This is a genomic window from Pedobacter sp. UYP24, from assembly GCF_054057295.1.
The window spans coordinates 1-24533 of record NZ_JBSRZD010000018.1; the positions used below are offsets into that span (position 1 = coordinate 1).

Here is a 24533-nt window from a genome sequence, read left to right on the forward strand (position 1 = left end):
TTAGCGTGTAATGTTTAATCAGTACATGTAAAGTTAAATTTAGGACGATGTCAAGTTTTTTCAGGATTAGTGTAAAGCTATATCAGGACTAGACACATTGGAGGTTTAAATGCAGTTTAGCCATGGTTTCTTCGTGTATGAGGTACCTTAAGTCGCAGAAACCACGACTAAACCACGAGCAAGAAACAAATGAACCCGGAGTTAAACTCCCTTCTAACAGGACTTTAAAAAAATTGACATTACTGGTAAATTTTAGCGGCAATTATAGTACGACAACAGCTAATAAATAAGGTATAAAAACGACCTTTTCAGAAATGCAAAAAATATATTTAACATACTGTAAATCAGACTATTTAATTCAAAAAAATCTATGATTTTATTTGGAAATGTCAACTATTTTTCCTACATTTGTACCTGTAATCAAACGAGCTTTTTATAAGCCACAATTATAACAATCTGTCGGTTAAATCCGAACAATTTGTTGGCATCCGGAACGCGCTCCGCCATCGCTGATCAGCTAAAAATAATAGGCATAGCACCCGTTTCAATATTTTAATTAGTCGACATATTAGATTTAAACTGCCAGCTGGGATAGCGGGCAGCAGAAGTTCATTGACGTATTAAAAACCGCCAGGGTTTTGAATTAAATTCTTTAACAGAATAAATTCAACAGACCGGTATATTTCAGTGTTCCTTGTGGAACTTAGTCACCGAACTGGGATTAATAACAACCGTCTCGGGTATCGTGCCAACGAACCCTTTAAAATACAAAAAGGAGCAGAAAAACTACGCTTTCTACTCCTTTTGTCTATCATTTTCTAAAAATTTTTTGAGTACCCTCGCTTTAAAGAGCACTTCTACTTTTATGTTTTGCCTGCCCTTCACGGATATCCCGCTCACAGGACTTTTTTCTTTTTAACAGCCGATTCTTTCTTCTTTTTTAGGCCTTATTTTCTGACAACAATTTAATAAAAAATATGTTCGGATTTGTTAAGTTTTTATCAACAAATCAACATTTACTAACCCTTTGTATTCATCGTACTTTTAAGCATTAATTTCCATGTATTGGCCGTGATGATTTTTGAAATAGTTTATTATCTTTAATCAGAAATTAAACTATCAGTAACTAAATGTACCAGTACTCTAAATTAACCCAAGGCTTATTTACATTGAGTCTTTTATTTTTGGTCTCTTGCAAAAATAATCATGATGGACAGGCCGAAAACAAGCTTTTTATTTTACTGCCTTCAGAGAAAACCCACATCGATTTTAACAATGTCATTACCGAAGACGCACATGCCAACGTCATGTCGTACCAGTATTTTTATAACGGTGGCGGTGTGGCGGTGGGCGACCTGAATAACGATGGATTAGATGATATATATTTCTCAGGAAATATGACTCCTGCAAAGCTGTATCTTAATAAAGGTAAAATGGTGTTCGAAGATATTACAGCTAAAGCGGGATTTGACGAAATCGAGGTTTCCTGGAAAACAGGAGTAACTATGGCTGATGTAAACGGCGATGGAAAACTGGACATTTACCAGTGCTATTCTGGTGGGCTCCCTGCACCTAACCGACAAAATAAACTATACATTAACCAGGGCAATGACCCATCTGGAGCACCCATTTTTAAAGAAGAAGCCGCCGCTTATGGCTTGAATGACGACTCTTACAGCACCCAAGCAGTATTCTTTGATTATGATAAGGACAATGACCTGGATCTTTTTCTGCTTAACCACAACCCAAAAGTTTTTACAACGCTAGATGAGCAATCTGCCCGCACAGTACTGAAAGAACCAGCACCAAAAATCAGGGTAAAACTTTTTAAGAACAACAATAATGTATTCCAAGATGTTACAGATCAGGCCGGCTTACTCAATACTTCTTTTATTTATGGCCTAGGCGCCGGAATAGCAGACGTAAATAACGATGGGTGGCCAGATATCTACGTGTCTAACGATTATTCAGCGCCAGATTACCTGTATATTAACAATGGCAACGGCACCTTTACTGATCAGCTGAGCAGCAGCATCGGCCATACTTCTATGTTTTCCATGGGCAATGATATTGCTGATATTAATAATGATGGACTGGCCGATATACTTACGCTGGATATGCTGCCTGAAGATAACCACCGTCAAAAACAATTGTTTGCTCCCGATAATTACGAATACAACAACTTGAGGCTAAACCTGGGCTTTCACCAACAAGACATGCGCAATATGCTGCAAATTAACAACGGGAATGGGACTTTCAGCGAAATTGGACAATTGGCAGGCATTTCAAATACAGACTGGAGCTGGGCACCTTTATTTGCCGACTATGATAATGATGGCTTTAAAGATCTTTTCGTTAGTAACGGTTACCTGCGCGATTACACCGATATGGACTTCCTAAAATTTCAAGGGGATTTTTTAAGACAAACTGACCCCGAGATAGTCCGACAAAACTTGCTGGAGGTGATCAATAAGATTCCTTCTTCTAATGTAAAAAACTACTTATTTAAGAACAATGGCGACCTGACCTTCTCCAATAAAACAGCAGATTGGGGTATCGAGCTTCCTTCCAACAGTAATGGTGCGGCATATTCAGATCTGGATAATGATGGCGATCTGGACCTTGTGGTGAACAACATGAACTTACCGGCATTTGTGTATCAGAACAGAACCGCTGAAAAAAACAAGAATCAGTTCCTTAAAGTTAAACTAAATGGTGCGGGCCGTAACACGCAGGGAATTGGCGCAAGATTATGGCTGTACACCGGAAGCAAGCTACAATACCTGGAACAAAACCCATCAAGGGGTTATGAATCAAGCGTTAGTCCGGTTTTACACTTCGGCCTTTCTGAAAAAGCCAAAATAGATTCTCTTAAAATTATATGGGCAAGTGGAAAACAGCAAATCTTAACCAAAGTAAAGACAAACCAGACACTGTTAATTGCAGAAAAAAACGCGGTACAGCCGGCAGCGTCCAAAAAACCTGCTCCTTCATTATTTATAGAGACGAAATCTCCAATTGCTTTTAGCCAACCTAAAAATAGCATCAATGATTTTAAACGTCAGCCTTTACTCACCAATCCGCTTTCTTTTGGCGGACCATGCATGGCTAAAGGCGATGTAAATGGCGACGGACTGGAAGACGTATATGTTGGCGGCGATGAACAACAGCATGGGATGTTGTTCCTGCAAAACAAGAATGGCTCTTTTACCGCGAAATCCAATCCCGCTTTTATTGCTTCAGGGAAAGCACAGGATGCAGATGCCGTATTTTTTGATGCCAATGGTGATGGAAAGACAGATCTGTATGTGGCCAGCGGCGGATACAGCAACTATTTAACAGTTGATCCACTATTGCAGGACAGACTTTATATTGGTGATGGGAGGGGCAATTTCCGCAAAAGCCCCATTAAATTACCTGTTATGCTAAGCAGTAAAGGCTGTGTGGCCGCAGGCGATTTAAACGGTGATGGCTTTACCGATCTATTTGTAGGCGGCAGGGTAATTCCCGGAAGTTATCCAGAAACGCCACAGAGTTATCTACTGATCGCAGATGGTAAAGGTGGCTTCAGTGATCAGACGGCGAGCATCGCCCCGCAGCTGCAAAAAATAGGGATGGTGACTGATGCTGAATGGGCCGATCTGGATGGAGATCACAAACCAGACCTGGTACTGGCTGGAGAATGGATGCCGCTTACGGTAATGATCAATGAAAATGGAAAGCTGGTAAATAAAACCAAAGCATACTTAGGCAGGAATTATTCCGGCTGGTGGAACAAAATCCTGCTGGAAGATATAAACGGTGATGGCAAGCCTGATCTTATTGCAGGAAATATGGGTTTAAATACACAGTGCAAGGTCAGTGACAAAGAACCAGCAGAATTATATTTTAAGGATTTTGACGACAATGGTTCGGTAGATCCAATTCTTTGTTTTTATATACAAGGAAAAAGTCATCCTTATGTATCACGTGATGAGCTATTAGATCAAATGAGTATCATGCGCACTAGGTTTGATGATTACAAAAGCTACGCTGATGCCGGGATGAAGGATATTTTTAAACCTGAGGAGATGCAGGGTGCTTCCAAGTTGTCTGCGAACTACTTAAAGACCGTAGCCTTTGTTAATAATGGCAAGGGAAAGTTTAAGGAGATTACCTTGCCTGCACAGGTACAATATGCCCCCATATTTACCATCACGACGGTAGACTATAATAAAGACGGCAACAAGGATTTACTTTTATGCGGAAACATGAATAAAGCACGGTTAAAGTTTGGAAAAAGCGACGCCAATTTTGGGGTACTTTTGAAAAATGATGGAAAAGGGAATTTCACTTATGTACCGCAAACGGCATCTGGTTTTAAACTGCAAGGTGACATAAGAAGTGCATTATTGATCAAAGACAAACTGCTTTTTGGTGTCAATCAAAGTAGCATAACTGCTTACCAGCTTAGATAAAAAAAGTCTGAAACGAAAAAAATGGCTGTCTAGGGGCAGCCATTTTTATTCCAGGTTAAAACTGGTTAAGAATTTCCGAAGATAGCCCTGTAAGCAGACCAGCAAGCATTTCTGATGTCGCGAGGAAGTTCATCCTTTACATAAAACTGAATACCCTTTTCATTATAAAAATAACGGAAATAATTTCCAAGCCTGTCCGGCTGTTCGCCAGTCTGACTGTTCTTCCTGGCATTAAGCCAAAGCGCATACGTTACTTCAACCCCATTAAGGGCATTTTCAAGATCTTGTATTTTACCGGAATTTTTGTCGTTTAATATCAATTCACTATAATCACTCATATACTATTCCATTAACCAGCAAAGGTAGGCATAATATATGATTAAACCGGAATACCCTAATAAACAGGCGTTTTGATACCTACTGAGTTGAATTGAAGGTCGTACAATCGTTTATAATAACCGTTTAGCTTTAACAATTCCTGGTGTGTACCACCCTCTTTGATCTCGCCTTTATCCAACACTAAAATCTGATCTGCCTTTTGTATTGTAGACAATCGGTGAGCAATAACAATACAAGTCCGCCCCTGCATCAGGTTTTCAATGGCGCGCTGGATCAGCATTTCCGTCTCTGTATCTACAGATGAGGTAGCTTCGTCCAGCACCAAAATAGCTGGATTGTAAACCAAGGCACGGATAAAGGAAATCAATTGAGCTTGTCCAGCCGATAGTGTAGCGCCGCGTTCCATTACGTTGTATTGGTAACCACCAGGCAACCTTTCTATAAATTCATGCGCGCCAACCTTTTTGGCAGCATCCACCACCTGATCCATCTGTATATCAGGGTTATTCAATGTAATGTTGTTAAAGATTGTATCTGAGAACAAGAATACATCTTGCAATACAGTTGCGATATTTTTACGCAGGTGATTCAATTCATAATCCTGGATTTTCACGCCATCCACTTGGATCTCCCCTTTCTGAATCTCGTAAAAACGGTTCAAGATATTTATGGTTGAAGATTTACCAGCTCCCGTTGCTCCTACCAACGCGATAGTTTTACCGGCTTCTACGCTAAAGGAGATGTCCTTCAATACGTAATTTTCTTCATTATAGGCAAACCATACATTTTCAAAGGAGATTGCCCCGTTCATGTTTTGTGGCACGAAGGTTCCTTTATCTTCGGTAACATCATCAGTATCCAAAACTTTAAACACACGCTCTGCTCCTACCATACCCATTTGCAAGGTATTGAACTTATCTGCCAACTCCCTGATTGGCCTGAACAGCATACCGAGGTACATGATAAATTCTGTAATGATACCTGGCTTTATATTTATCGGGTGTGCAAGGATAGACCTGGAACCGTACCAAATCAATAATCCGGTAGACACTGCTGAAATCACCTCTACAACCGGGAAAAATATAGAGTAGTACCAATTGGATCGAATGTTGGCATCTCTGTATCGAGCATTGATCTTGACGAATTTGTTGTATTCTTGCTCTTCCCTCGCGAAATATTGTATAATGGAAATACCTGTAATGTGTTCCTGCAAATAGGTATTAAGGTTAGAAACTTCTGTTCTAATTTGCTGGAATGCTACTTTAATAGCCTTCTGAAAAATAGAGGTGGCCACGATCAGAAAAGGCACGGGCAATAATACTACGACAGTGAGCATCCAGTCGCGAGCCAACATGACTGCAATAATAACGACTACCATCAGTACATCTCCTATTATCATAATCAATCCCTCGGAAAAGATCTCTGCAATAGTTTCCAAATCAGAGACCGTACGGGTAATTAACTGTCCGATTGGTGTATTGTCGAAATATTTTAGCCTTAGTTTAGTAATATGATTAAACACATTGATCCGCAAGTCTTTTACTGCGGATTGTCCGATGGTGTTAGTTAGCAATGTATGACTATATTGAAATGCAGTTTGCAAAACCAACAGGAAAAGCATGAGCAGCGTCATGTTGAGTAAGCCAGGATAATCGCCTGCAAAAATATAGTGATCTAAAGTATAGCCGATGATAATTGGTCGCAATGGGGCAATAACCGCGAGGAGTATGGTGAGCACGACCGACCAGATAAAGGTTCGTTGGTAAGGTTTAACATATTGAAAAACCCTTTTCAGCAAACCTACATTTATGACATCTCCCGTTATTTTAGACATAGATCAATTGGCATAAGGATATTTAACACTAACCAAGTAAAGACCGCAGGCCGGGACTGACTGACCTGCCTTACTCCTATTCTTACTGGCAATAATAGATTCAAATTCTGCTAAGTTAATTTCATTTTTTCCAATTCGCACCAGTGTACCAACAATTGCGCGCACCATATTCCGTAAAAACCGGTCGGCCCGAACAGTAAAGCAAAGTGCACCATCATCATTTGTAAAAAAGGCTTCAGTGATATTGCAATTATTGGTAAAGGTTTGCGTATTGGATTTGCTGAAACAGGAAAAATCAATGTGACGGAGCAGGATGGCAGCGGCTTGGTTCATGAGGGCTACATCTAAACTACCTTTAAACAACCAAGATCTATCCAACTTAAACGGATCCTTTTGAAAGTGAATATAGTATTTATAAGCCCTTTCGGTTGCGTCAAACCTGGCATGCGCATCAGCATGTACCGGAAAAATCTGTTTTACCGCAATCTGATAAGGCAATAGAGAATTAATTCCGCCAACTGCTTTGCTCAGTGTAAAGGCATCAGGAGCGATTTGCTGATCATCAAAATTCAGGTCGAAATGCGCGAAGAACTGCGTGGCATGCACCCCGGCATCGGTACGCCCACAGCCGAGCGTTGCAACAGGTTGCCTAAAATAGGTAGACACGGCCTTATCCAAACATTCCTGTACCGTAAGGGCGTTAGGCTGTATTTGCCATCCATGGTATTGGGTGCCGTTGTAAGCCAGCTCAATAAAATATCGCGTTGTGTCCAATGCTACAAATCTAACGTTCTAAATCTATTTTTAGATTGCTTAGTTTTGGTGTTTTAATATCTTTGTTAAAATTATGGAATTGATATGATACAGAGAATTCAGTCTGTTTGGTTGCTGCTAGCTTCGCTAACATTGTTATTACTTTTAGTTGTCCCGGTTATAGGTACTGTTAATGGGACAAAAGAGTTCTGGATCCAGGCTACTGGGTTATTCCAGCAGGAAAACGGGGTGACCACAAAGATCGACTCGTTTAGGCCGCTGTATATTTCTGTGGTGGCTCTGGCGATATTGGCCCTGGCGATCATTTTCAATTTCAAAAGCAGGACTTTTCAGAAAAGGATGATCGGCGCTTTAATCGCCATGATCGTAGGAATTTCATTCTGGACCTTCAATTTCGCCCAGCAAATTCCGGGCGGATTAGAACTGGCATCTTACAAAGCGGGCATCGCTTTACCCCTGTTGGCGATTATATTTTGCGCACTCGCAATGAGGGGTATTACAAAAGACGAGCAATTGTTAAGATCAGCAGAAAGACTAAGATAATTAAACTCCTCATTTTTATTTAGTTACGTTACAGTAAAATACCAATTATTAACTGTACCTTTGCGGCTTAATAAATTATAATACATGACAAACCCATTTAGTAAATTGGGGATAAGTGATGACGTTGTTAATGCTGTAAAGGATTTAGGTTTCGAAAATCCAACACCTATTCAGGAACAAAGTATTCCTGTACTGTTAGAGGGCAATAACGATTTTGTTGGTTTGGCCCAAACAGGAACAGGAAAAACAGCCGCATTTGGTTTGCCGCTGTTGGAATTGATAGACTTTAAGAGCAATAAGCCGCAGGCGCTGATTTTATGCCCTACAAGAGAGCTTTGCTTACAGATTACCAGTGACATCAAGAATTTCTCAAAAAACATCTCTGGTGCTAATGTTGTTGCCGTTTACGGCGGTGCAAACATTATGCAGCAGTTGCGTGAAATTAGAATCGGTGTACAAATAGTTGTGGCTACACCGGGCCGTATGTTAGACATTATTGGCCGCAAGGCTATAGATTTCAGTAACGTGAAATTTGTAGTTTTGGATGAAGCCGACGAAATGTTAAATATGGGCTTCCAGGAGGACATCAACGACATTCTTTCCACTACTCCTGATGACAAAAAAACATGGTTATTCTCCGCTACAATGCCTCCAGAGGTTAGAAGAATAGCTAAAAATTACATGGACTCTCCTGTAGAGTTAACCATGGGTACCAAAAATGCAGGTAACGTAAATATTGAGCATGAGTACTATATTGTGCGTGCAAGAGATAAATATGCTGCCTTAAAGCGTATCGTAGATTTTAATCCTGAAATCTTTGCTGTTGTTTTCTGCAAAACCAAACTGGATACCCAGGATGTTGCGGAGCACTTGATCAAAGATGGTTACAATGCAGATGCGTTGCACGGAGATCTTTCTCAGCAACAACGCGATAAGGTGATGCAGCGTTTCCGCGACCGTAACATGCAGTTGTTAATTGCTACTGATGTTGCCGCGCGTGGTATCGATGTAAACAATGTAACGCACGTAATCAATTATTCTTTACCTGACGAGATTGAAAGTTATACCCACCGAAGTGGCCGTACTGGTCGCGCCGGAAAAACCGGTATCTCTATCTGTATCATTAATTCAAAAGAGATTGGCAAAATCCGTCAGATTGAAAGAATTATTGGCAAGCAGTTTACAAAGGCAGAGCTTCCAACAGGATTTGATGTTTGTGAGAAACAACTGTTTGGTTTGGTTCATAAAGTTCACAATGTAGAAGTTAACGACGAACAAATTGAACAATACATGCCACGCATCATGGATGAGTTTAAGGACTTATCTAAAGATGATGTGATTAAGCGCTTTGCTTCGCTGGAGTTTAATCGTTTCTTAGACTACTATAAAAATGCTCCTGATCTGAACTCTACTAGCGATGATCGTGGTGAACGCGGAGAGCGTGGTGAACGTGGAGAACGTGGTTCAAGAAACAGTGAAGGTTATACCCGCTTATTCATTAACCTTGGCTCTGTTGATGATTTTACAAGAGGTGATCTATTATCTTTTGTTTGCAATAACGGAAAGATCAGTGGAAAAAGCATTGGCAAAATTGACTTGAAAGGTGTGTATTCATTCTTCGAAGTTGAAAATGCAACTGTAGAATCCCTGTTCAACAATTTCAAAGGTGTTGAATTCAACAACCGCGGAGTAAGAATTGAAAAAACTGCTGAAGGTGATGGCGGAGGCGGCGCTAGTCGTAGTCGCGGTGGCTTTAGTGGTGGTGGTGAAAGAAGAAGCGGCGGTGGCGGTAGTTACGGCAGTGGAAAACGTGAAGGTGGAAGCGGAGAACGCAGAAGCAGCGGCGGAAGCGGAAAACGTGAAGGTGGCAGCAGCAGCGGTGGTGGTTTCAAAGATTTCTCTGGAAGAAGTCGCGATGATCGTGGCGGAAGTGCAGGCGGTCGTCGTGATAGCGGAAGCAGTGATAGAAAACGCAGATCTTAATTACATAACTAAATAAGAAAGCGCTTCAGAGAATCTCTGAAGCGCTTTCTTATTTAGTTAGATGCTGGTCTTGGTTTAATTTGAAATGATTTCAAATAGACTTTACCACCTTTTTTGTTCACGTAATATTTCCTGTTGCTTCCATCGATATACACATTTGTACCATCTGGAGCCATCATACCTTTCCAGGTTTTATCGACTACTTTAGCGCTTCCTTTAACCGCAACCTCAGCAGTTTTATTACCTACCTTTTTAGCCGTATTATCAATGGTCTGTCCAACGGTTTTCTTTTTTTCCTGTGCGAAACTACCAAATGCAGTTGCAGTACTAAGGGCAATGATAAAGAAACCCTTTAAATATTTAGTTTTCATAGTATTAGTGTTTATACTAAAAACAATTGTAGGAAGATTTTGTTTGCTTAATTTAACAGTTCGGTAAGCTGTTTCATCTTTACATGCGGAGATTGCTTTTCGTAAAGTATAGAATATACCGCCTGACATATGGGCATATTCACTTTGTATTTTTTATTTATCTTGTGTATGCATTTTACAGCATAATACCCCTCTGCAATCATGTTCATTTCCAGCTGTGCGGATTTCACCGTATAGCCTTTACCGATCATATTACCGAAGGTACGGTTACGGCTAAACTGAGAATACGCCGTTACCAGCAAATCGCCCAAGTACGCAGATTCTTTAATATCTCGGCTAATAGGATGTACAACATCAACAAAACGTTTTATTTCCCTGATTGCATTGGAGATCAGCACTGCCTGAAAGTTATCACCATACCCTACCCCGTGACAAATGCCGCTGGCAACGGCATAGATGTTTTTAAGCACGGCAGCATACTCAGTACCGAAGATATCGTCAGATATATTTGTCTTAATGTACCTCGTCTTGAGGAGGCTTGCAAAGAAAGCCGCTAGCGGCAAGTTAACGGAAGCTATGGTGAGGTAAGACAACTTCTCCAATGCCACTTCTTCGGCATGGCATGGGCCACTTATTACAACAATATCCTCTAACGGGATCTGGTACTTGCAGTTTAAAAACTCACCAATGATCAAATTTTCATCGGGTACAACACCCTTAATTGCGGAAATAAATTTCTTGCCCTTCAATTGTTCTGTCGTTATCCCCACCAGCGTTTCTTTTAGAAATGCGGCAGGAACATTTAATATGATATAGTCTGCTTTTTCAATAATGGCCGATAGATCGTTAGAAATATGGTCTTCTGGAATCCGGATCTCTACTGAACTCAGGTAGTTTGGATTGTGCTTATACTTTTGTAGGTGCGCAATGGCTTCTGAATTCCTCATCCACCAAAAGATGTCCTTAGGTGTTGTATTATCAGAAAGCATTTTTATGATTGCAGTAGCCCAGCTACCGCCGCCAATCATTGCAACTTTAGGTGTCATAGTGTATAAATAAAAAACCCCGGTCTTATGTTTTAGACCGGGGCAATTTACTTATTTAAAATGACTGATAATATCAAATTTACTTAGGGCTTGCAAACAGCTGATCCTTAGTAGTTTTTTCAACCTTCATGCCGTCTTTTAACTTGTTCTGGATAGCTGAATATGGACCAGTAACTACATCTTGTCCGGCTTTTAAGCCAGTTTTAACAATGATGTACTGATCATTTTGGATTCCTGTGGTTACTTCAACACGCTTCACCGTTGCATCTGCACTGTACAGGTATACATATTGCTTAACTGTCTTGTCGTTCAATTTTGCTTTTTGCTTATCTTGATTGGCGTCGTTAGCTGGCTTTTCCCCCTCTTTTGCCGCCTTATTTTTATCTTCTGTAAATACACATTGTATAGGGATCGCAAGACCGTTTAACGACTCACTCTCTATATCTACAGTTGCTGAAAGCCCTGGTCTGAATGGTGAAGGCAAATCTTTAGCGCCGCCTTTAACATTACTATATGACTCTGCAACGATACGTACTTTAACATTGAAATTGGTTACCTGATCTACACTGGTTGTAGTACCTACGTCTTTAGAAGAACTTGCAATTTCAGTTACTATACCTTTAAATTTCTTATCTGCAAAAGCATCTACTTCAATTACCGCGCTATCACCCACATTTACGCGGTTAATATCATTTTCGTTAACGTCTACGTTCACTTCCATAGAGGAAAGATTAGAGATACGCATGATCTCAGTACCTGCCATTTGAGCGGTACCCAGAATCCTATCGCCCAACTCTACAGACAATTTTGAGATCACCCCATTTACTGGCGCGAATATCGTTGCCTTTGCTAGGTTTGCCCCTGCTTCCTGAACGTTTGCACCAGATTGCGCCAACATAAATTTAGCAGCAGTAACATCTTCCTTAGCGCGACCAAGATTGGTCTTCGAAGTGAGGTAAGCAGCTTTAGCAGCATCAAACTCCGAAGCGGAGATTACTTTTTTATTGAAAAGCTCTACGTTACGTTTGTAGGTTGCTTCTGCATTAACCATATTACCCTGAGCCTGTGCAAGCATCTGTTGTGAAGAAGCCACGCCAGCTTTTTGAGAACTATAAGAAGCAGTAGCCCTATCGTAACCCGACTTCAAAACATCTGGTCTAACACGGCAAAGCAACTGGCCTTTTTTTACCACATCACCTTCTTTTACCAATAACTCAATTACCTCACCCGATACTTCAGAGCTTAGTTTTACTTCTGTTTCCGGCTGGATCTTTCCACTTGCGGTAACGGTTTCAATAACCTTTTTTTCTGCGGCTTTTTCAATGGTCACTTTTTCTGCTTTCTTGCCTCCAATAAGGCCGGTAAGTTTTGCAACCACTAGTAAAGCTATGATTATAGCAACCCCAATTAATATCGGTTTTAGTTTCATTTGTTATTATTTATTGTTATGTCTGGTATTATTAGTTATCATGAGATTTAAAATGTGATCTGACGGCCTAGGTAATAATCGATTACTTTTGCTTTAAATAGAAAATCATATTTAGCGCGGATGTTGTCGATTTCAGCCTTGTTTTTATTGGTTTGCGAAGTACTGTAATCCAAAGAGTTTACCAACCCTACGTTATAACGCTGCTCAATTACTGAAAATGCTTCTGTACGTGCATTGAAAGTTTTTGTGGTCGATTCGTAAGTACTCGCTGCTGCTTTAAGGTCTGCGACTGCCTGGTAGATTACTTTATTTAGGTTATTTTTTGCCAGCTGCTCATCAGCCTGTACTTGAAGCAAGTTGATGTTTGCTCTCTTCACCCCAGATCTTGCTTGTAAACCATTAAATATCGGGATGCTTAAACTCATTCCCAATCCTTTCGAAACGTTGTTCCTAATCTGATTAGAAAATGTTGCATTAGGGAAGCCTGTTGAGTAATTATAATTATAAAAATACCCTGTTCCATAGCTTCCGCTGATGGATAAACGTGGGTATAGATTGCCCTTTGCAATATCAATACCCTTTTTTGCGGATTCCGTTTGTAAAGAAGCTAACTTCAGATCAGGGAAAACCTTTACTGCTTCTACATAAACATCCTCTGGGTTATATGCAGTAGAGGGTTTATTAAAAATGGAAAGTACAGGGGCTTGAATATCATATCTGGTTGCAGATGGAATATCCATTAGCTGTGCCAGCGTTAAATAAGAAATGGTCAGCGCATTTTCTGCTGTGGTAACATCAAGCTCTGCAGTAGCTACAAGCGATTTTGTTTCTGCTATATCAGCCAGGGTCTTATTGCCCACATTGAGCAATTCCTGTTGTTGCACCAACTGGGCCTGAGCAACTTTTAATTGCTGGGTAGCAGCAACAAGACGGTCTTTATTGTATAGGATATTAAGATAAGAAATGATCACTTGAAGGATAAGATCGTTTTTTAGCTTTTCTGTACTAGCTTTTCCTACTTCTAGTAAAATCTTATTTTGCTTAATCTGGTTTACTTTTGTAAAACCGTTAAATAAGTCTGCACTGGCACTGACACCCGGACCAAAATTATAGTTCTGAGTGTTTGCATAGATCCCTGATGTACCCCGGTTATTTCTTCCCCAAGACATTTGTTGCTGTAAATCTGCATTTACGCTTGGATACAGGGCGGCTTTAGACTGCGTAAGCGTCACATCTGCCAATTCCTCGCTAAGCTTTGATTTTTTAACTTGAAGGTTATTGTTTAACGTGTTTTCGATAGCTTGTTGAATGGTAATTACTTCCTGTGCAACAGACGTTTTAATAAGTCCTAGGGTTAAGAAAAGAGATAAGGCTATAGTAAGCTTTTTCATAATTTAAATTTCACAATAATAAGATAAACAACTTTTTGATTTTGTAAATTTTCAGGTACAACAACAGTTTCCTATCTTTGATCATGTACCTGATCAGATCTCCGCAATTACTAAAATGGTATTATCCTCAGCTTACCTGGAATAAAAAACGGGACCACAAAGTCATTTATTTAACCTTTGACGATGGACCTATACCCGATGTTACAGACTTCACACTAAAAACTTTAAAAAGCTTCGGTGCAAAAGCAACCTTTTTTTGTATTGGAGACAATATTTATAAATACCCCTACATTTTTGAAAGTATAAAGAACGCTGGGCACAGCATTGGAAACCATACCTTTAATCATTTAAAGGGCTGGATTACACCAAATGAGCTGTACTTGGATAACTTTCAAAAATGCCAGTCGCAAACCTGCAGCAACCTCTTCAGGCCACCCTACGGACGGATTAAAAAATCTCAGATCTCAGCTATCCGCTTTGCTTACCCCAACATGAAAATCATTATGTGGGACGTGCTGAGCGGAGATTTTGACCCGAATCTGGATCCCCATCAGTGCTACTTGAATGTGGTAAAGCACACACGGAACGGATCGATAGTAGTTTTTCACGACAGCCTCAAGGCTTCCCCACGTTTGTATTATGCCCTGCCAAAGGTACTGGAATATTTTTCTAGGCTTGGCTATTGCTTTGAATCATTACCAGCACCACAGGTTTGACAACTTTGCCCAAGCCATTTCAAGGCCAAAACGTACAACTGTATGCAGGGTCGTTTAACGGTACTTTGACAGACGGTAAGCAGAACGAAGCGTTCATAAACGGACAATAGTGTTCATTATAGAACAACAATATTTGTTTAGAATAAGTATAAATAATATAATGATATACAGATGAGGTCCTCCCCCTGTTTTTTTTTGTAAATTCGCTACAAATAAATAAAATACTTACCCTTTTAACCCATATTATCAATGGCTTTTGATATTGAAATGATCAAAAAGGTGTATGCAAACTTTGGCCCCCGCGTTGAGGCGGCACGTAAATTAGTAGGCAGACCTTTAACACTTTCAGAGAAAATTCTTTACACCCACCTTTGGGATGGAAATACCAACACTTCTTTTGTAAGAGGTACTGATTATGTTGATTTTGCTCCTGATCGTGTTGCGATGCAGGATGCGACCGCACAAATGGCTTTATTGCAGTTTATGCAAGCTGGAAGACCTCAAGTTGCTGTTCCTTCTACTGTACATTGCGACCACTTGATTACGGCGAAGAACGGAGCGGAGATCGATTTACCTGCTGCAAATACAGAAAGCAAGGAAGTTTTTGATTTCCTGGCCTCTGTATCTAACAAATACGGTATTGGTTTCTGGAAACCAGGTGCAGGCATCATTCACCAGGTTGTTCTGGAAAACTATGCTTTTCCGGGCGGCATGATGATCGGAACAGATTCTCACACTGTTAATGCCGGTGGCTTGGGTATGGTTGCCATTGGTGTAGGCGGTGCCGATGCCTGCGATGTTATGGCAGGACTGCCTTGGGAGCTTAAATTCCCTAAACTGATCGGCATTAAATTGACTGGTAAGTTAAATGGTTGGACTTCTGCTAAAGATGTGATCCTTAAAGTTGCTGGTATCTTAACTGTAAAAGGTGGTACCGGTGCTATTGTAGAATACTTTGGCGAAGGTGCAACTAGCATGAGCTGTACAGGTAAGGGTACGATCTGCAACATGGGTGCAGAGATTGGAGCTACTACTTCAACTTTCGGTTACGATGAGAGCATGGAGCGTTACCTGCGCGCTACAGACCGCGCTGAAGTTGCGGATGCAGCAAATGCCATTAAAGAACACTTAACAGGTGATGCCGAAGTTTACGCAGATCCTGAAAAATATTTTGATCAGATCATTGAGATCGATCTTGATGAACTTGAACCTTATCTTAACGGTCCTTTTACACCAGATTTGGCTACACCGATATCGAAAATGAAGGAGGTTGCTGAAGCTAATGGATGGCCAATGAAGATCGACGTAGGTTTAATCGGTTCTTGTACCAATTCATCTTATGAAGACATTTCAAGAGCAGTAAGTATTGCTAAACAAGTTAGCTCAAAAGGGCTTACTTCAAAATCAGAATATTGTATTAACCCAGGATCTGAGCAAATTAGATTTACAATTGCCCGTGATGGATTCCTTGATGTATTTAACAGCATAGGCGCTAAGGTTTTTACCAATGCATGCGGACCATGTATCGGTATGTGGGACAGAGTTGGTGCTGAAGAACAGGAAAAAAATACGATCGTACATTCGTTTAACCGCAACTTTGCAAAACGTGCCGACGGTAATCCGAATACTTTTGCTTTTGTTGGTTCTCCTGAACTAGTTACAGCTTTGGCAATTGCAGGAAATCTTGGCTTTAATCCATTAACCGACACTTTAACAAATGATAAAGGCGAACAGGTTAAACTTGACGCGCCTACAGGATTTGAGTTGCCTCCAAGAGGATTTGATGTGGATGATGCAGGTTATCAAAAACCGGCTGAGGACGGAAGTGGTATACAAGTACTGGTATCTCCTACTTCGCACAGGCTGCAATTACTTGATCCTTTCAGAGCATGGGAAGGTACAGATCTTAAAGGCTTAAAATTGTTGATCAAGGCAAAAGGAAAATGCACTACGGATCACATCTCTATGGCTGGGCCGTGGCTGAAATTCCGTGGTCACTTAGACAACATTTCCAACAATATGCTAATCGGCGCGGTGAATTACTTTAATGATTCTACCGACTCTGTAAAGAATATACTGACCGGCGAATATGGGCCTGTTCCTGCAACGCAAAGGGCTTATAAAGCGGCGCATTGGGGCTCAATTGTAGTGGGAGATGAAAACTATGGTGAAGGATCTAGTCGCGAGCATGCGGCAATGGAGCCACGTCATCTTGGTGTACGTGCAGTGCTGGTAAAATCTTTTGCCCGTATTCACGAAACCAACCTTAAAAAACAAGGTATGCTTGGATTAACCTTTGCTAACAAGGATGATTACGATAAGATTTTAGAAGACGATGTGATCGATATCAATGGATTAACAACCTTTACGCCTAATGTTCCTTTAACGCTGGTATTGAACCACGCCGACGGCACTAAGGAAGAGATTATTGTTAACCACAGTTACAATACTCAGCAAATTGATTGGTTTAGAGCTGGGGGGGCATTGAATATCATCAGAAGAGAAGCCGCTCTAAAAGCAGCTGCAAACGCATAACATAGCAGGGATATATTCTCTTTATTAAAAAACTCCGGCCTTATTAGCTGGAGTTTTTTTGTGATGTATTTTATAAATATTAAATTTCTTCTGTTAGAATGATTCTAGACTTTTCAACATCGCGCTCAAACATTTGTAACATTACTCCTCCAGTTGCCTGATTATATCCCATCTGTCCGCCAACGTTTTCATTTACTAAAAAACAATCAATACCTGAATCCATCAATCTTGATTTAATGATATGGGCTTCCATTAGATCGTAGTAACTAGCAAAAACAACTATTTTATCCATATTTCTCTTTTAATTTTTACTAAAATTCGTTTTCGCAAGTGAAGCAGTGATGGGTTTTCCTTACACTGAAGGGATAGACCGCTAAGGCAATGGAAACTATCATCGTTAGAATGCCAAACCGATTCTTTGTGGCTTGTACATAACCGACATTCGAAGAATGACACATAGGACATGTGATACTTTTTTCAATGCCATCCACTTTTTCACTATCAAATGTTTCATCAGCAATACTGTCATTAAGCTCAATGGGAAAACCTTCATCCATTAAAATATCTTTAGCCAACAATATATCTCCTTCAAACATATGCAATTTCACGCCTCCCAGCGCTTGGGTATATAGCGGATTAATGGTAACTAAATTTTCGTCCGTAAGAAAACACTGTACACCTGCGTCTAACAATCTTGCCTTTACGATATTCGCTTCAATTGGGTTGTAAAAAGTCTCGAATACAACTATTTTATCCATATCTCTCTTTTAACTATTCCAATATATAAAAAATAGTTTAGTTTATAGATTTGCTTACCGCGCCAGAAAATCTTTAAACCAGTATCCTGAGTCTTTGATGATTCGTTCCTGGGTTTTGAAGTTATTATGAACCAATCCAAAACGTGCGTGGAATCCCTCGGCCCATTCAAAATTATCCATCAGCGTCCAGGCCATATAGCCTGAAATATTTATTCCTTCATTTTTTAGCCTAAGTAATGCTGCCAGGTGGCTTTCAAAATAAGCGATCCTTTCGGCATCATGAATATGCTTGTCCAGCGATATTATATCTTTATAATACGCGCCATTCTCGGTAATCATCAGGCTCTTAATTCCTGGATAAGAAGCAAACTGTTTGATGATATTGTAAAAACTATCTGGATTAACTTCCCAGCCCATTGCCGTATGGGCCTTTTTGCGGTTTTTAGCCTTTACCTCCCAAGCTTGTATAACAGGCACAAATGCATTATACTTTACGGTAAGTGGAAAATAGTTTTGCAGTCCAATAAAGTCAAAGTCAAAAGTCAGACGCGAGGTATGTCTCCAGGTAGAATGGCTAATGGCGAATTTCTCAAGCAACTCCCAGTCGGCCGTGGGATACCCCATCCCCATTAGTGGCTCTACAAATAACCTGTTCATCAAGGTATCTATGCGTTTTGCTGCCAGCAGATCGGAATCGCTTTGCGTATAGGGAATTACTTCAGAACAGGAAAACGTGGTACCTATATTTGCATGGCTGACTTCTGCCCTGATGATCCTGCCCCCATCTGCTTGGGCAATGGCCGCATGGTGCACAGCAGAGAAAAAATTGGTTACCCCTGTTTTGCCCGGCGCATGTATGCCCAGCATATATCCTAAAGAAGTAAAACCAAAAGGTTCATTTAAGATGATCCAGTTCTTCACCTTATCGCCATATTCACTTGCACAAAGGGTTACAAACTCGTTAAATGCATTATTTATCCCAAAGGAAGTCCAGCCTCCCTCCTGCTCCAACGCATCGGGCAAATCCCAATGATATAGCGTAACATAAGGTAAAATGTCTTGTCGCAAACACTCATCGATCACTTCGTGGTAAAAACGAATGCCTTCTTCGTTTACGGTGCCTGTTCCCTTAGGTAGCAGGCGAGGCCAGGAAATAGAAAAACGAAAAACAGGAAACCCAAGCAATTTAACCAGCTCGATATCCTCCTTAAAACTATGATAGAAATTACAGGCATTACCGGCCTTTTTAGAGAAAGTATCCCAGATAGAAGGTCCTTTACCATAAAGATCAGCTGCACCCTCAATTTGCGCTGCAGCAACAGCTACACCCCATAGAAAGTTCTCCCCAAAATCCGAAGCTTTGATCATCTTAAGTCCTTCTGCAATATCCGATAATAGTATTAACTTGGTATTAAGTTATTGGTTTTTGTTTTTGTGTTGTTTTATGATAAAAAAGCTGGTCCTTCTATTGATATTAGTTGCGACAGGCGTACTGCTAAAAGCGCAGGTGCCTGATAAAAGTTGGTGGACGTTCTCTTACCCAGATAACAAATCTTTGGAAGGGGGCTTGTTAAACCTTCGGTACCTGAATGAGGATTTTGCAGGGGAGAATGGATTTATCCGATTAAGCAATGACGGCAATTCATTTGTAAATGCAAAGGGAAAAGAGATACACTTCTGGTCTTGTAATGCGGGAAGCCTGGCGCAGGAATTTAATGATGCAAAACTAGATACACTTGCAAAATTCCTGGCAAAAATAGGCGTAAACCAAGTAAGGTACCATGCTTCAATTAACCCGAAAGGTAAAAATACCAATATCACAGATGTGGATACAGCAGAAGTTCGTAACATTTGGCGTTGTGTAGCAGCAATGAAAAAAGAAGGTATATACACGGTAATATCTCCCTTCTGGCCACACAACGGACACGTGGGAGGGTGGCTTCCTAAAGAATGGGGTATTGATGGGTATTCAGGGAAGGATGACCTATGGGCAGTGCTATTTTTTAATGAAAAACTTAAAACTGGTTACAAAGCTTGGGTAAACTATCTGTACACCACTCCAAATCCATATACAGGTATTGCCCTTAAGGATGAGCCTGCAATTTCCATTATTCAAATTGAGAACGAAGATGCCACCTTCTTCTGGACTATGAGCAACATTAAACCGGCACTAAAGAAAATGGTTGGTCGGCAATTCGCTGTATGGCTAACAAAAAAATATGGAAATCGCCCTGATATAAAGATTAAGGACACCATGGATCTTTTTCCTATATATGACCTGACCCTGGCACCCAATAAAGACACGCCTCAATTATTGAAAGACCAGGTCGAATTCTACGCATTTAAACAGCATTCATTTTATGAGGAAATGAACAGATATTACCGCGTTGAGTTAGGCTGCAAACAATTAATTAACGGCAATAACTGGCGTACGGCTTCTCAAAGCAGATTGCTGGATTTAGAACGTTGGACAAACACTGCGGCTGATGTGATGGCTGTTAATAAATATTTTGATCCAGAGCACAAGGGCCCTAACAGTGGCTGGCGCATTGATCCGGGCGATTTCTATGGTTCGCCATCAGCATTGAAAAATCCCGAAAACCTACCAACTAACATCAAGCATGTTGCTGGTCACCCTATGATGGTTACCGAAAGTGCCTGGAATCTCCCTAACAAATACCAAACAGAAGGCGCATTACTGATTGCTGCCTACGGCGGGTTAACCGGACTGGATGCTTTTTTTTGGTTTAGCCCTACAGCTTCCACCTTTTCAAAAACAGCCTATTTTGATTTTATAAACTTAGATGGGCAGCATCCGTTGAACCGATGGACGACCTCTACGCCGGGAGAGATGGGTATGTTTCCGGCAAATGCCTTGATCCATAGATTAGGTTATGTGCAGGAAGCCAGAGCAGTAACCGAACAACGAAGTATGGAAAGTATGTTAAACAGAACTGTTCCACAAATATTCGAAGAACAATCTTTTGACCCCAACAGAGATTTTGTCATTAATGATAGGCGAAGCGAAGGTCAACATGAGCTTTCTCCGCTCACATTCTTAACCGGAAACGTAACCACAACTTATGGAACTCTTACGGATAACATCAAAGTTGACGATAAAGTCGCAGCCCTTATTAACAACAATACACACACGGTAACGTCAATAAGCGGGCAGCAATATCTAGATTATAAAAAAGGGATATTCATTCTCAATACGCCAAAAGCAAAAGCGATAAGTGGATTTCTGGATCAGCAAAAGAAATTTTCAATTGACGAGGTGACAATTGAGACGAACAATGAATATGCTACAATAGAGCTGGTAAGCATGGACGGACTGGACATCACTAAATCCAAAAAAATATTATTGCAAGTAGGCACCATCTTCAGACCTACAGGTTGGAATGAAGTAGCGTCAGTATATAAAGGAGATAACATGGATATTACGGGCTTTAAGATCACCAATACAGGCAAGATGCCTTGGATGGGAATGCCTTCATCTGGAAGCATAGGCATTAGAAATAAGTACATTAAAAATGCAACCCAGCTAGACGCAGCCGGATATGCAGTGAAACCACTAACTTTAAAGATTGATAAGGGAAATATTTCCCTCCAACTTCCACCAGATGCTTACTATATTTTACTGGAAAGCAAATAAATCTCATTTATATGACCTGCACACAAAAAAGTATAATTTCTGGGTCTTTTCGGCCTTCTAGGGGTATGTTCTGGGTGAATACACCGAGCCAACACCCATCAAACACCCAGAACACACCCATTAAACACCGATTTTTATGCATTTCATATCGAAGCTAATGTTTTCTTGACTTAATAAAGTTGGGAGAATTTTAGGATTCCAGCGTTAATCCGATCTCCTTTAATAGCAATGCAGCATTGAACGTTTTGCAAGGACCGTACTTTAGCTTGTAATCGAAATTCATTTCTCCTGCAGCAATCTGTATATCGAAATGGTAATTCCTAACCTGCTGAGGATAGTCGGCTTCCATTTCAGACAACTGGAGATCATGAGTAGCAAAAAGCGCTGGCGTTTTCTGACTAATCAGTTTTTCAATAAACACTTTAGACCCTAAATACTTATCCCTGCTGTTTGTTCCCCTAAGCATTTCATCAATCAAAACCAATGCATTCGGATCATTAGCTGTAGCATCAAGTATCATTTTTAACCTGTTAAGTTCTGCCTTAAAGGTTGAGGTCTGATCATTCAGCGAATCCTTGATCCGCATGTAAGACAAGAGGCTGAATATAGAGGTGTTCAACCTTGTAGCACAAACAGGTGCCCCTGCAAATGCCAGTACCATGTTAATCCCAATCGTTCTTAAAAATGTACTCTTACCTGCCATATTAGAACCTGTAACAATATCGGCTGTTGGGGATGCGGCCAATTCAAAATCATTCATTACCCTAACCTGTTCCGGTATTAAGGGGTGGCCGAGCGACTGGCAACTAAAACCAAAACCATCATTAATGATGGGAAAAGTCCATTCCAGTTCGTTATAATGAAGAGTTGCAAAGGAAATCAGTTCCTCAAACTTACTGATGCGGAGCAAACCTTCTACCAAGTTACCAGATGAATTTTTATGCCAGGCGGCTAAACGAATAGAACATCTCAGATCCCAAAGCGCAAAAAGATTGAGAACACCACCCAAAAGTACGTTTAGTCGCGCGTCAAAAGCAGTAATAATACCCGCCAAGCTGTTAATCTGCGCACTAACAGCCAGATCAGATGAGCCGCTTTGAAAAAATGCTTTGATATAAGCTGACTTCCAATCTACATCTTCGGTCCACTTAATAGTTCCTGAAAAAGAGTTAAGCTGGCTAGAGCTTCCCGAAAACCCGTAGTAAACCTGGTTTATTTTAGAAAGGTTAAAAAAAGTTACGGCTGCATTGAACAGGGCAAGGAGTCCAAATACAGACCATAGCAGTCCCTGAAAAATAATAGCAGCTATAAGCACTCCAATAGTTATAAAAGGTACAGCAGCAGTATAAAATTTAAGAAGGCCGCTATTTGTAAATTCCAACTGTTTTGGCAAGAGACGTTCCAGCTTATCTTTAATGAGCAGCAATTGCTCAGGCTTGTGATCCTGAAGTTGAGCCCTGAAATGAAAGGTTTGATCTATATGTTCTGTAAGCTCCGTAATGGCTTCCTGCCTTTGCAAAATGGAATCCCTCCCCAGTGGCTTCAGCAGATGTCCAGCTAGCAACTGCAAGCCATTCTGTGTTTTGCAGCGATTAATTAAGGAAAAAAGAGAACCCGGGCCTGTAATATCAAGATCTGAAAGATAAGGATGTAATTCATCAGTATAAACATCACCGTTATCATACCCATTTTTCCGTAAAATAATCTGATCAACTTCATTCTGGTAAACCCAAAGTAGTTTAGTTGCATAATTAAGCTCAAGTTGCAAAGCGGTTTGTTTCTTAACCAAAAACAAGAAAACAATTATCGGGATGATCGTAAAAAGTCCAAAAAACCAATGATACCCATAATTAATAATAAGTGCTATAATTAAAATTTCAGCGATGAAAGCGCCAAGCCTAGATAATGAAACCTCATTAAGCTTACGTTTTAGCTCATCTATAATGACTTGCTGAGATTTTACATTATTTTGATACGATATAAGAATACCTTCTTTTGCGTTTTCCATTACAGCAAATTTATCTAAGTTTGGGTAATAACACGGAATTAGATGAAAATAACCTTGCTCGTTGTTGGTAAAACGGAAGACAAATACCTATTAGAAGGAATAGAGAAGTACATAGGCCGTTTAAAACACTATATTGGTTTTAACTTGCTTGTAATTCCAGAGATTAAAAATACCAAGAACCTAAGCGAAGCACAGCAAAAGAATAAAGAAGCGGAGTTAATTTTAAAGCTGGTGAGCAATTCAGATCAGTTGATACTACTTGATGAAAAGGGGAAAAAGTATACATCGGTACAATTTTCAAATTACCTGAACAAACAAATGGTTGGAAGTATTCAGCATCTGATATTCGTAATTGGAGGACCATACGGATTCGACGATCAGGTATACAAAAGAGCAAATGGAAGCATATCATTATCAGATATGACCTTCTCTCATCAGATGGTAAGACTGTTCTTTGTTGAACAACTTTACAGGGCCTTCAGCATTCTAAAGGGTGAGCCATATCACCACGAGTAGTTTTATGGAAATTTTCAATTGTTAATCATCATTAGTGAAAAGGAGAATACCATGCGTTTACCATCAGAATACAAAAGAAAATACCAATTTAAAAGCAACAGAAAAGGAGACAGAATCGGTTACATTGTTGCAATAACAGTCTCTGCAATAACCATTCTCCTTTTCTGGTACTTCGGGT

At 40.3% G+C, this 24533-nt stretch carries 18 protein-coding genes; 7 read left to right on the forward strand and 11 right to left on the reverse strand.

Annotated features, from left to right (window positions below):
• Positions 1-1169 precede the first annotated feature (1169 nt).
• Positions 1170-4457 (forward strand): VCBS repeat-containing protein, encoded by a 3288-nt coding sequence (locus ACVWYN_RS18000; protein WP_457290279.1) that lies wholly within the window; start codon positions 1170-1172, stop codon positions 4455-4457.
• 65 nt (positions 4458-4522) lie between these two features.
• Here ACVWYN_RS18000 and ACVWYN_RS18005 read toward each other — a convergent pair whose 3' ends face one another.
• The 3 genes from ACVWYN_RS18005 to truA are packed head-to-tail and all read right to left on the reverse strand — an operon-like array spanning position 4523 to position 7404.
• Positions 4523-4795, reverse strand: a complete 273-nt coding sequence (locus tag ACVWYN_RS18005; protein ID WP_457290280.1) for a hypothetical protein — start codon at positions 4793-4795, stop codon at positions 4523-4525.
• 56 nt (positions 4796-4851) lie between these two features.
• Entirely contained in the window at positions 4852-6630 is a 1779-nt protein-coding gene (locus ACVWYN_RS18010) for an ABC transporter ATP-binding protein (RefSeq protein ID WP_457290281.1), read from the reverse strand.
• A gap of 3 nt (positions 6631-6633) precedes the next feature.
• The gene (gene truA / locus ACVWYN_RS18015; protein WP_457290282.1) at positions 6634-7404 is read right to left on the reverse strand and encodes a tRNA pseudouridine(38-40) synthase TruA; all 771 of its coding nucleotides are present in this window, start codon (positions 7402-7404) and stop codon (positions 6634-6636) included.
• A gap of 84 nt (positions 7405-7488) precedes the next feature.
• Here truA and ACVWYN_RS18020 point away from each other — a divergent pair, with 84 nt between their 5' ends.
• Positions 7489-7947, forward strand: a complete 459-nt coding sequence (locus ACVWYN_RS18020; RefSeq protein WP_457290283.1) for a DUF4293 family protein — start codon at positions 7489-7491, stop codon at positions 7945-7947.
• Between the two features lie 84 nt (positions 7948-8031).
• The gene (locus ACVWYN_RS18025) at positions 8032-9930 is read left to right on the forward strand and encodes a DEAD/DEAH box helicase (RefSeq protein ID WP_457290284.1); all 1899 of its coding nucleotides are present in this window, start codon (positions 8032-8034) and stop codon (positions 9928-9930) included.
• A 53-nt stretch (positions 9931-9983) separates the two neighbouring features.
• Here ACVWYN_RS18025 and ACVWYN_RS18030 read toward each other — a convergent pair whose 3' ends face one another.
• From ACVWYN_RS18030 to ACVWYN_RS18045, 4 genes are all read right to left on the reverse strand, one after another.
• The gene (locus ACVWYN_RS18030) at positions 9984-10301 is read right to left on the reverse strand and encodes a hypothetical protein (protein ID WP_457290285.1); all 318 of its coding nucleotides are present in this window, start codon (positions 10299-10301) and stop codon (positions 9984-9986) included.
• Positions 10302-10348: 47 nt separating this feature from the next.
• Complete coding sequence (locus tag ACVWYN_RS18035; protein WP_457290286.1) at positions 10349-11347, reverse strand: NAD(P)H-dependent glycerol-3-phosphate dehydrogenase; 999 nt, start codon at positions 11345-11347, stop codon at positions 10349-10351.
• A 79-nt stretch (positions 11348-11426) separates the two neighbouring features.
• On the reverse strand, positions 11427-12776 hold the full coding sequence (locus tag ACVWYN_RS18040; RefSeq protein WP_457290287.1) for an efflux RND transporter periplasmic adaptor subunit: 1350 nt from the start codon (positions 12774-12776) through the stop codon (positions 11427-11429).
• Positions 12777-12823: 47 nt separating this feature from the next.
• Positions 12824-14167, reverse strand: coding sequence for a TolC family protein (locus ACVWYN_RS18045; RefSeq protein WP_457290288.1), 1344 nt, complete (start codon positions 14165-14167; stop codon positions 12824-12826).
• Positions 14168-14250: 83 nt separating this feature from the next.
• Here ACVWYN_RS18045 and ACVWYN_RS18050 point away from each other — a divergent pair, with 83 nt between their 5' ends.
• Positions 14251-14883, forward strand: a complete 633-nt coding sequence (locus ACVWYN_RS18050; RefSeq protein ID WP_457290289.1) for a polysaccharide deacetylase family protein — start codon at positions 14251-14253, stop codon at positions 14881-14883.
• Between the two features lie 249 nt (positions 14884-15132).
• On the forward strand, positions 15133-17418 hold the full coding sequence (locus tag ACVWYN_RS18055; protein ID WP_457290290.1) for an aconitate hydratase: 2286 nt from the start codon (positions 15133-15135) through the stop codon (positions 17416-17418).
• A gap of 79 nt (positions 17419-17497) precedes the next feature.
• Here the strand turns inward: ACVWYN_RS18055 and ACVWYN_RS18060 are convergent, their stop codons facing one another.
• Genes ACVWYN_RS18060 through ACVWYN_RS18070 form a run of 3 tightly spaced genes read right to left on the reverse strand, consistent with a single transcriptional unit; the run spans position 17498 to position 19544 of the window.
• Entirely contained in the window at positions 17498-17710 is a 213-nt protein-coding gene (locus ACVWYN_RS18060; protein ID WP_457290291.1) for a putative signal transducing protein, read from the reverse strand.
• A 19-nt stretch (positions 17711-17729) separates the two neighbouring features.
• Positions 17730-18176 carry a DUF2007 domain-containing protein gene (locus tag ACVWYN_RS18065; RefSeq protein WP_457290292.1) on the reverse strand — a complete coding sequence of 149 codons (447 nt, stop codon included), beginning with the start codon at positions 18174-18176 and terminating at the stop codon, positions 17730-17732.
• A 54-nt stretch (positions 18177-18230) separates the two neighbouring features.
• Positions 18231-19544, reverse strand: coding sequence for a glycoside hydrolase family 1 protein (locus ACVWYN_RS18070; protein ID WP_457290293.1), 1314 nt, complete (start codon positions 19542-19544; stop codon positions 18231-18233).
• Between the two features lie 76 nt (positions 19545-19620).
• Here ACVWYN_RS18070 and ACVWYN_RS18075 point away from each other — a divergent pair, with 76 nt between their 5' ends.
• Positions 19621-21831 (forward strand): hypothetical protein, encoded by a 2211-nt coding sequence (locus ACVWYN_RS18075; RefSeq protein ID WP_457290294.1) that lies wholly within the window; start codon positions 19621-19623, stop codon positions 21829-21831.
• A gap of 190 nt (positions 21832-22021) precedes the next feature.
• On the opposite strand, the gene ACVWYN_RS18080 is transcribed toward ACVWYN_RS18075, so the two are convergent.
• Positions 22022-23839 carry a MutS-related protein gene (locus ACVWYN_RS18080; RefSeq protein ID WP_457290295.1) on the reverse strand — a complete coding sequence of 606 codons (1818 nt, stop codon included), beginning with the start codon at positions 23837-23839 and terminating at the stop codon, positions 22022-22024.
• A gap of 42 nt (positions 23840-23881) precedes the next feature.
• On the opposite strand from ACVWYN_RS18080, the gene rlmH reads away from it, so the two are divergent.
• Positions 23882-24355: a 23S rRNA (pseudouridine(1915)-N(3))-methyltransferase RlmH gene (gene rlmH / locus ACVWYN_RS18085; RefSeq protein ID WP_457290296.1), complete on the forward strand. Its 474-nt coding sequence runs from the start codon at positions 23882-23884 to the stop codon at positions 24353-24355.
• The last annotated feature ends 178 nt before the right edge of the window (positions 24356-24533 follow it).

What these genes read in the sequence shown, in the direction of transcription:
- ACVWYN_RS18005 (WP_457290280.1), bottom strand. Translation starts at nt 4,795, where the DNA reads ATGAGTGATTATAGTGAATTGATATTAAACGACAAAAATTCCGGTAAA.
- ACVWYN_RS18010 (WP_457290281.1), bottom strand. Translation starts at nt 6,630, where the DNA reads ATGTCTAAAATAACGGGAGATGTCATAAATGTAGGTTTGCTGAAAAGG.
- ACVWYN_RS18020 (WP_457290283.1), top strand. Translation starts at nt 7,489, where the DNA reads ATGATACAGAGAATTCAGTCTGTTTGGTTGCTGCTAGCTTCGCTAACA.
- ACVWYN_RS18025 (WP_457290284.1), top strand. Translation starts at nt 8,032, where the DNA reads ATGACAAACCCATTTAGTAAATTGGGGATAAGTGATGACGTTGTTAAT.
- ACVWYN_RS18030 (WP_457290285.1), bottom strand. Translation starts at nt 10,301, where the DNA reads ATGAAAACTAAATATTTAAAGGGTTTCTTTATCATTGCCCTTAGTACT.
- ACVWYN_RS18035 (WP_457290286.1), bottom strand. Translation starts at nt 11,347, where the DNA reads ATGACACCTAAAGTTGCAATGATTGGCGGCGGTAGCTGGGCTACTGCA.
- ACVWYN_RS18040 (WP_457290287.1), bottom strand. Translation starts at nt 12,776, where the DNA reads ATGAAACTAAAACCGATATTAATTGGGGTTGCTATAATCATAGCTTTA.
- ACVWYN_RS18045 (WP_457290288.1), bottom strand. Translation starts at nt 14,167, where the DNA reads ATGAAAAAGCTTACTATAGCCTTATCTCTTTTCTTAACCCTAGGACTT.
- ACVWYN_RS18050 (WP_457290289.1), top strand. Translation starts at nt 14,251, where the DNA reads ATGTACCTGATCAGATCTCCGCAATTACTAAAATGGTATTATCCTCAG.
- ACVWYN_RS18055 (WP_457290290.1), top strand. Translation starts at nt 15,133, where the DNA reads ATGGCTTTTGATATTGAAATGATCAAAAAGGTGTATGCAAACTTTGGC.
- ACVWYN_RS18060 (WP_457290291.1), bottom strand. Translation starts at nt 17,710, where the DNA reads ATGGATAAAATAGTTGTTTTTGCTAGTTACTACGATCTAATGGAAGCC.
- ACVWYN_RS18065 (WP_457290292.1), bottom strand. Translation starts at nt 18,176, where the DNA reads ATGGATAAAATAGTTGTATTCGAGACTTTTTACAACCCAATTGAAGCG.
- ACVWYN_RS18070 (WP_457290293.1), bottom strand. Translation starts at nt 19,544, where the DNA reads ATGATCAAAGCTTCGGATTTTGGGGAGAACTTTCTATGGGGTGTAGCT.
- ACVWYN_RS18075 (WP_457290294.1), top strand. Translation starts at nt 19,621, where the DNA reads ATGATAAAAAAGCTGGTCCTTCTATTGATATTAGTTGCGACAGGCGTA.
- ACVWYN_RS18080 (WP_457290295.1), bottom strand. Translation starts at nt 23,839, where the DNA reads ATGGAAAACGCAAAAGAAGGTATTCTTATATCGTATCAAAATAATGTA.
- rlmH (WP_457290296.1), top strand. Translation starts at nt 23,882, where the DNA reads ATGAAAATAACCTTGCTCGTTGTTGGTAAAACGGAAGACAAATACCTA.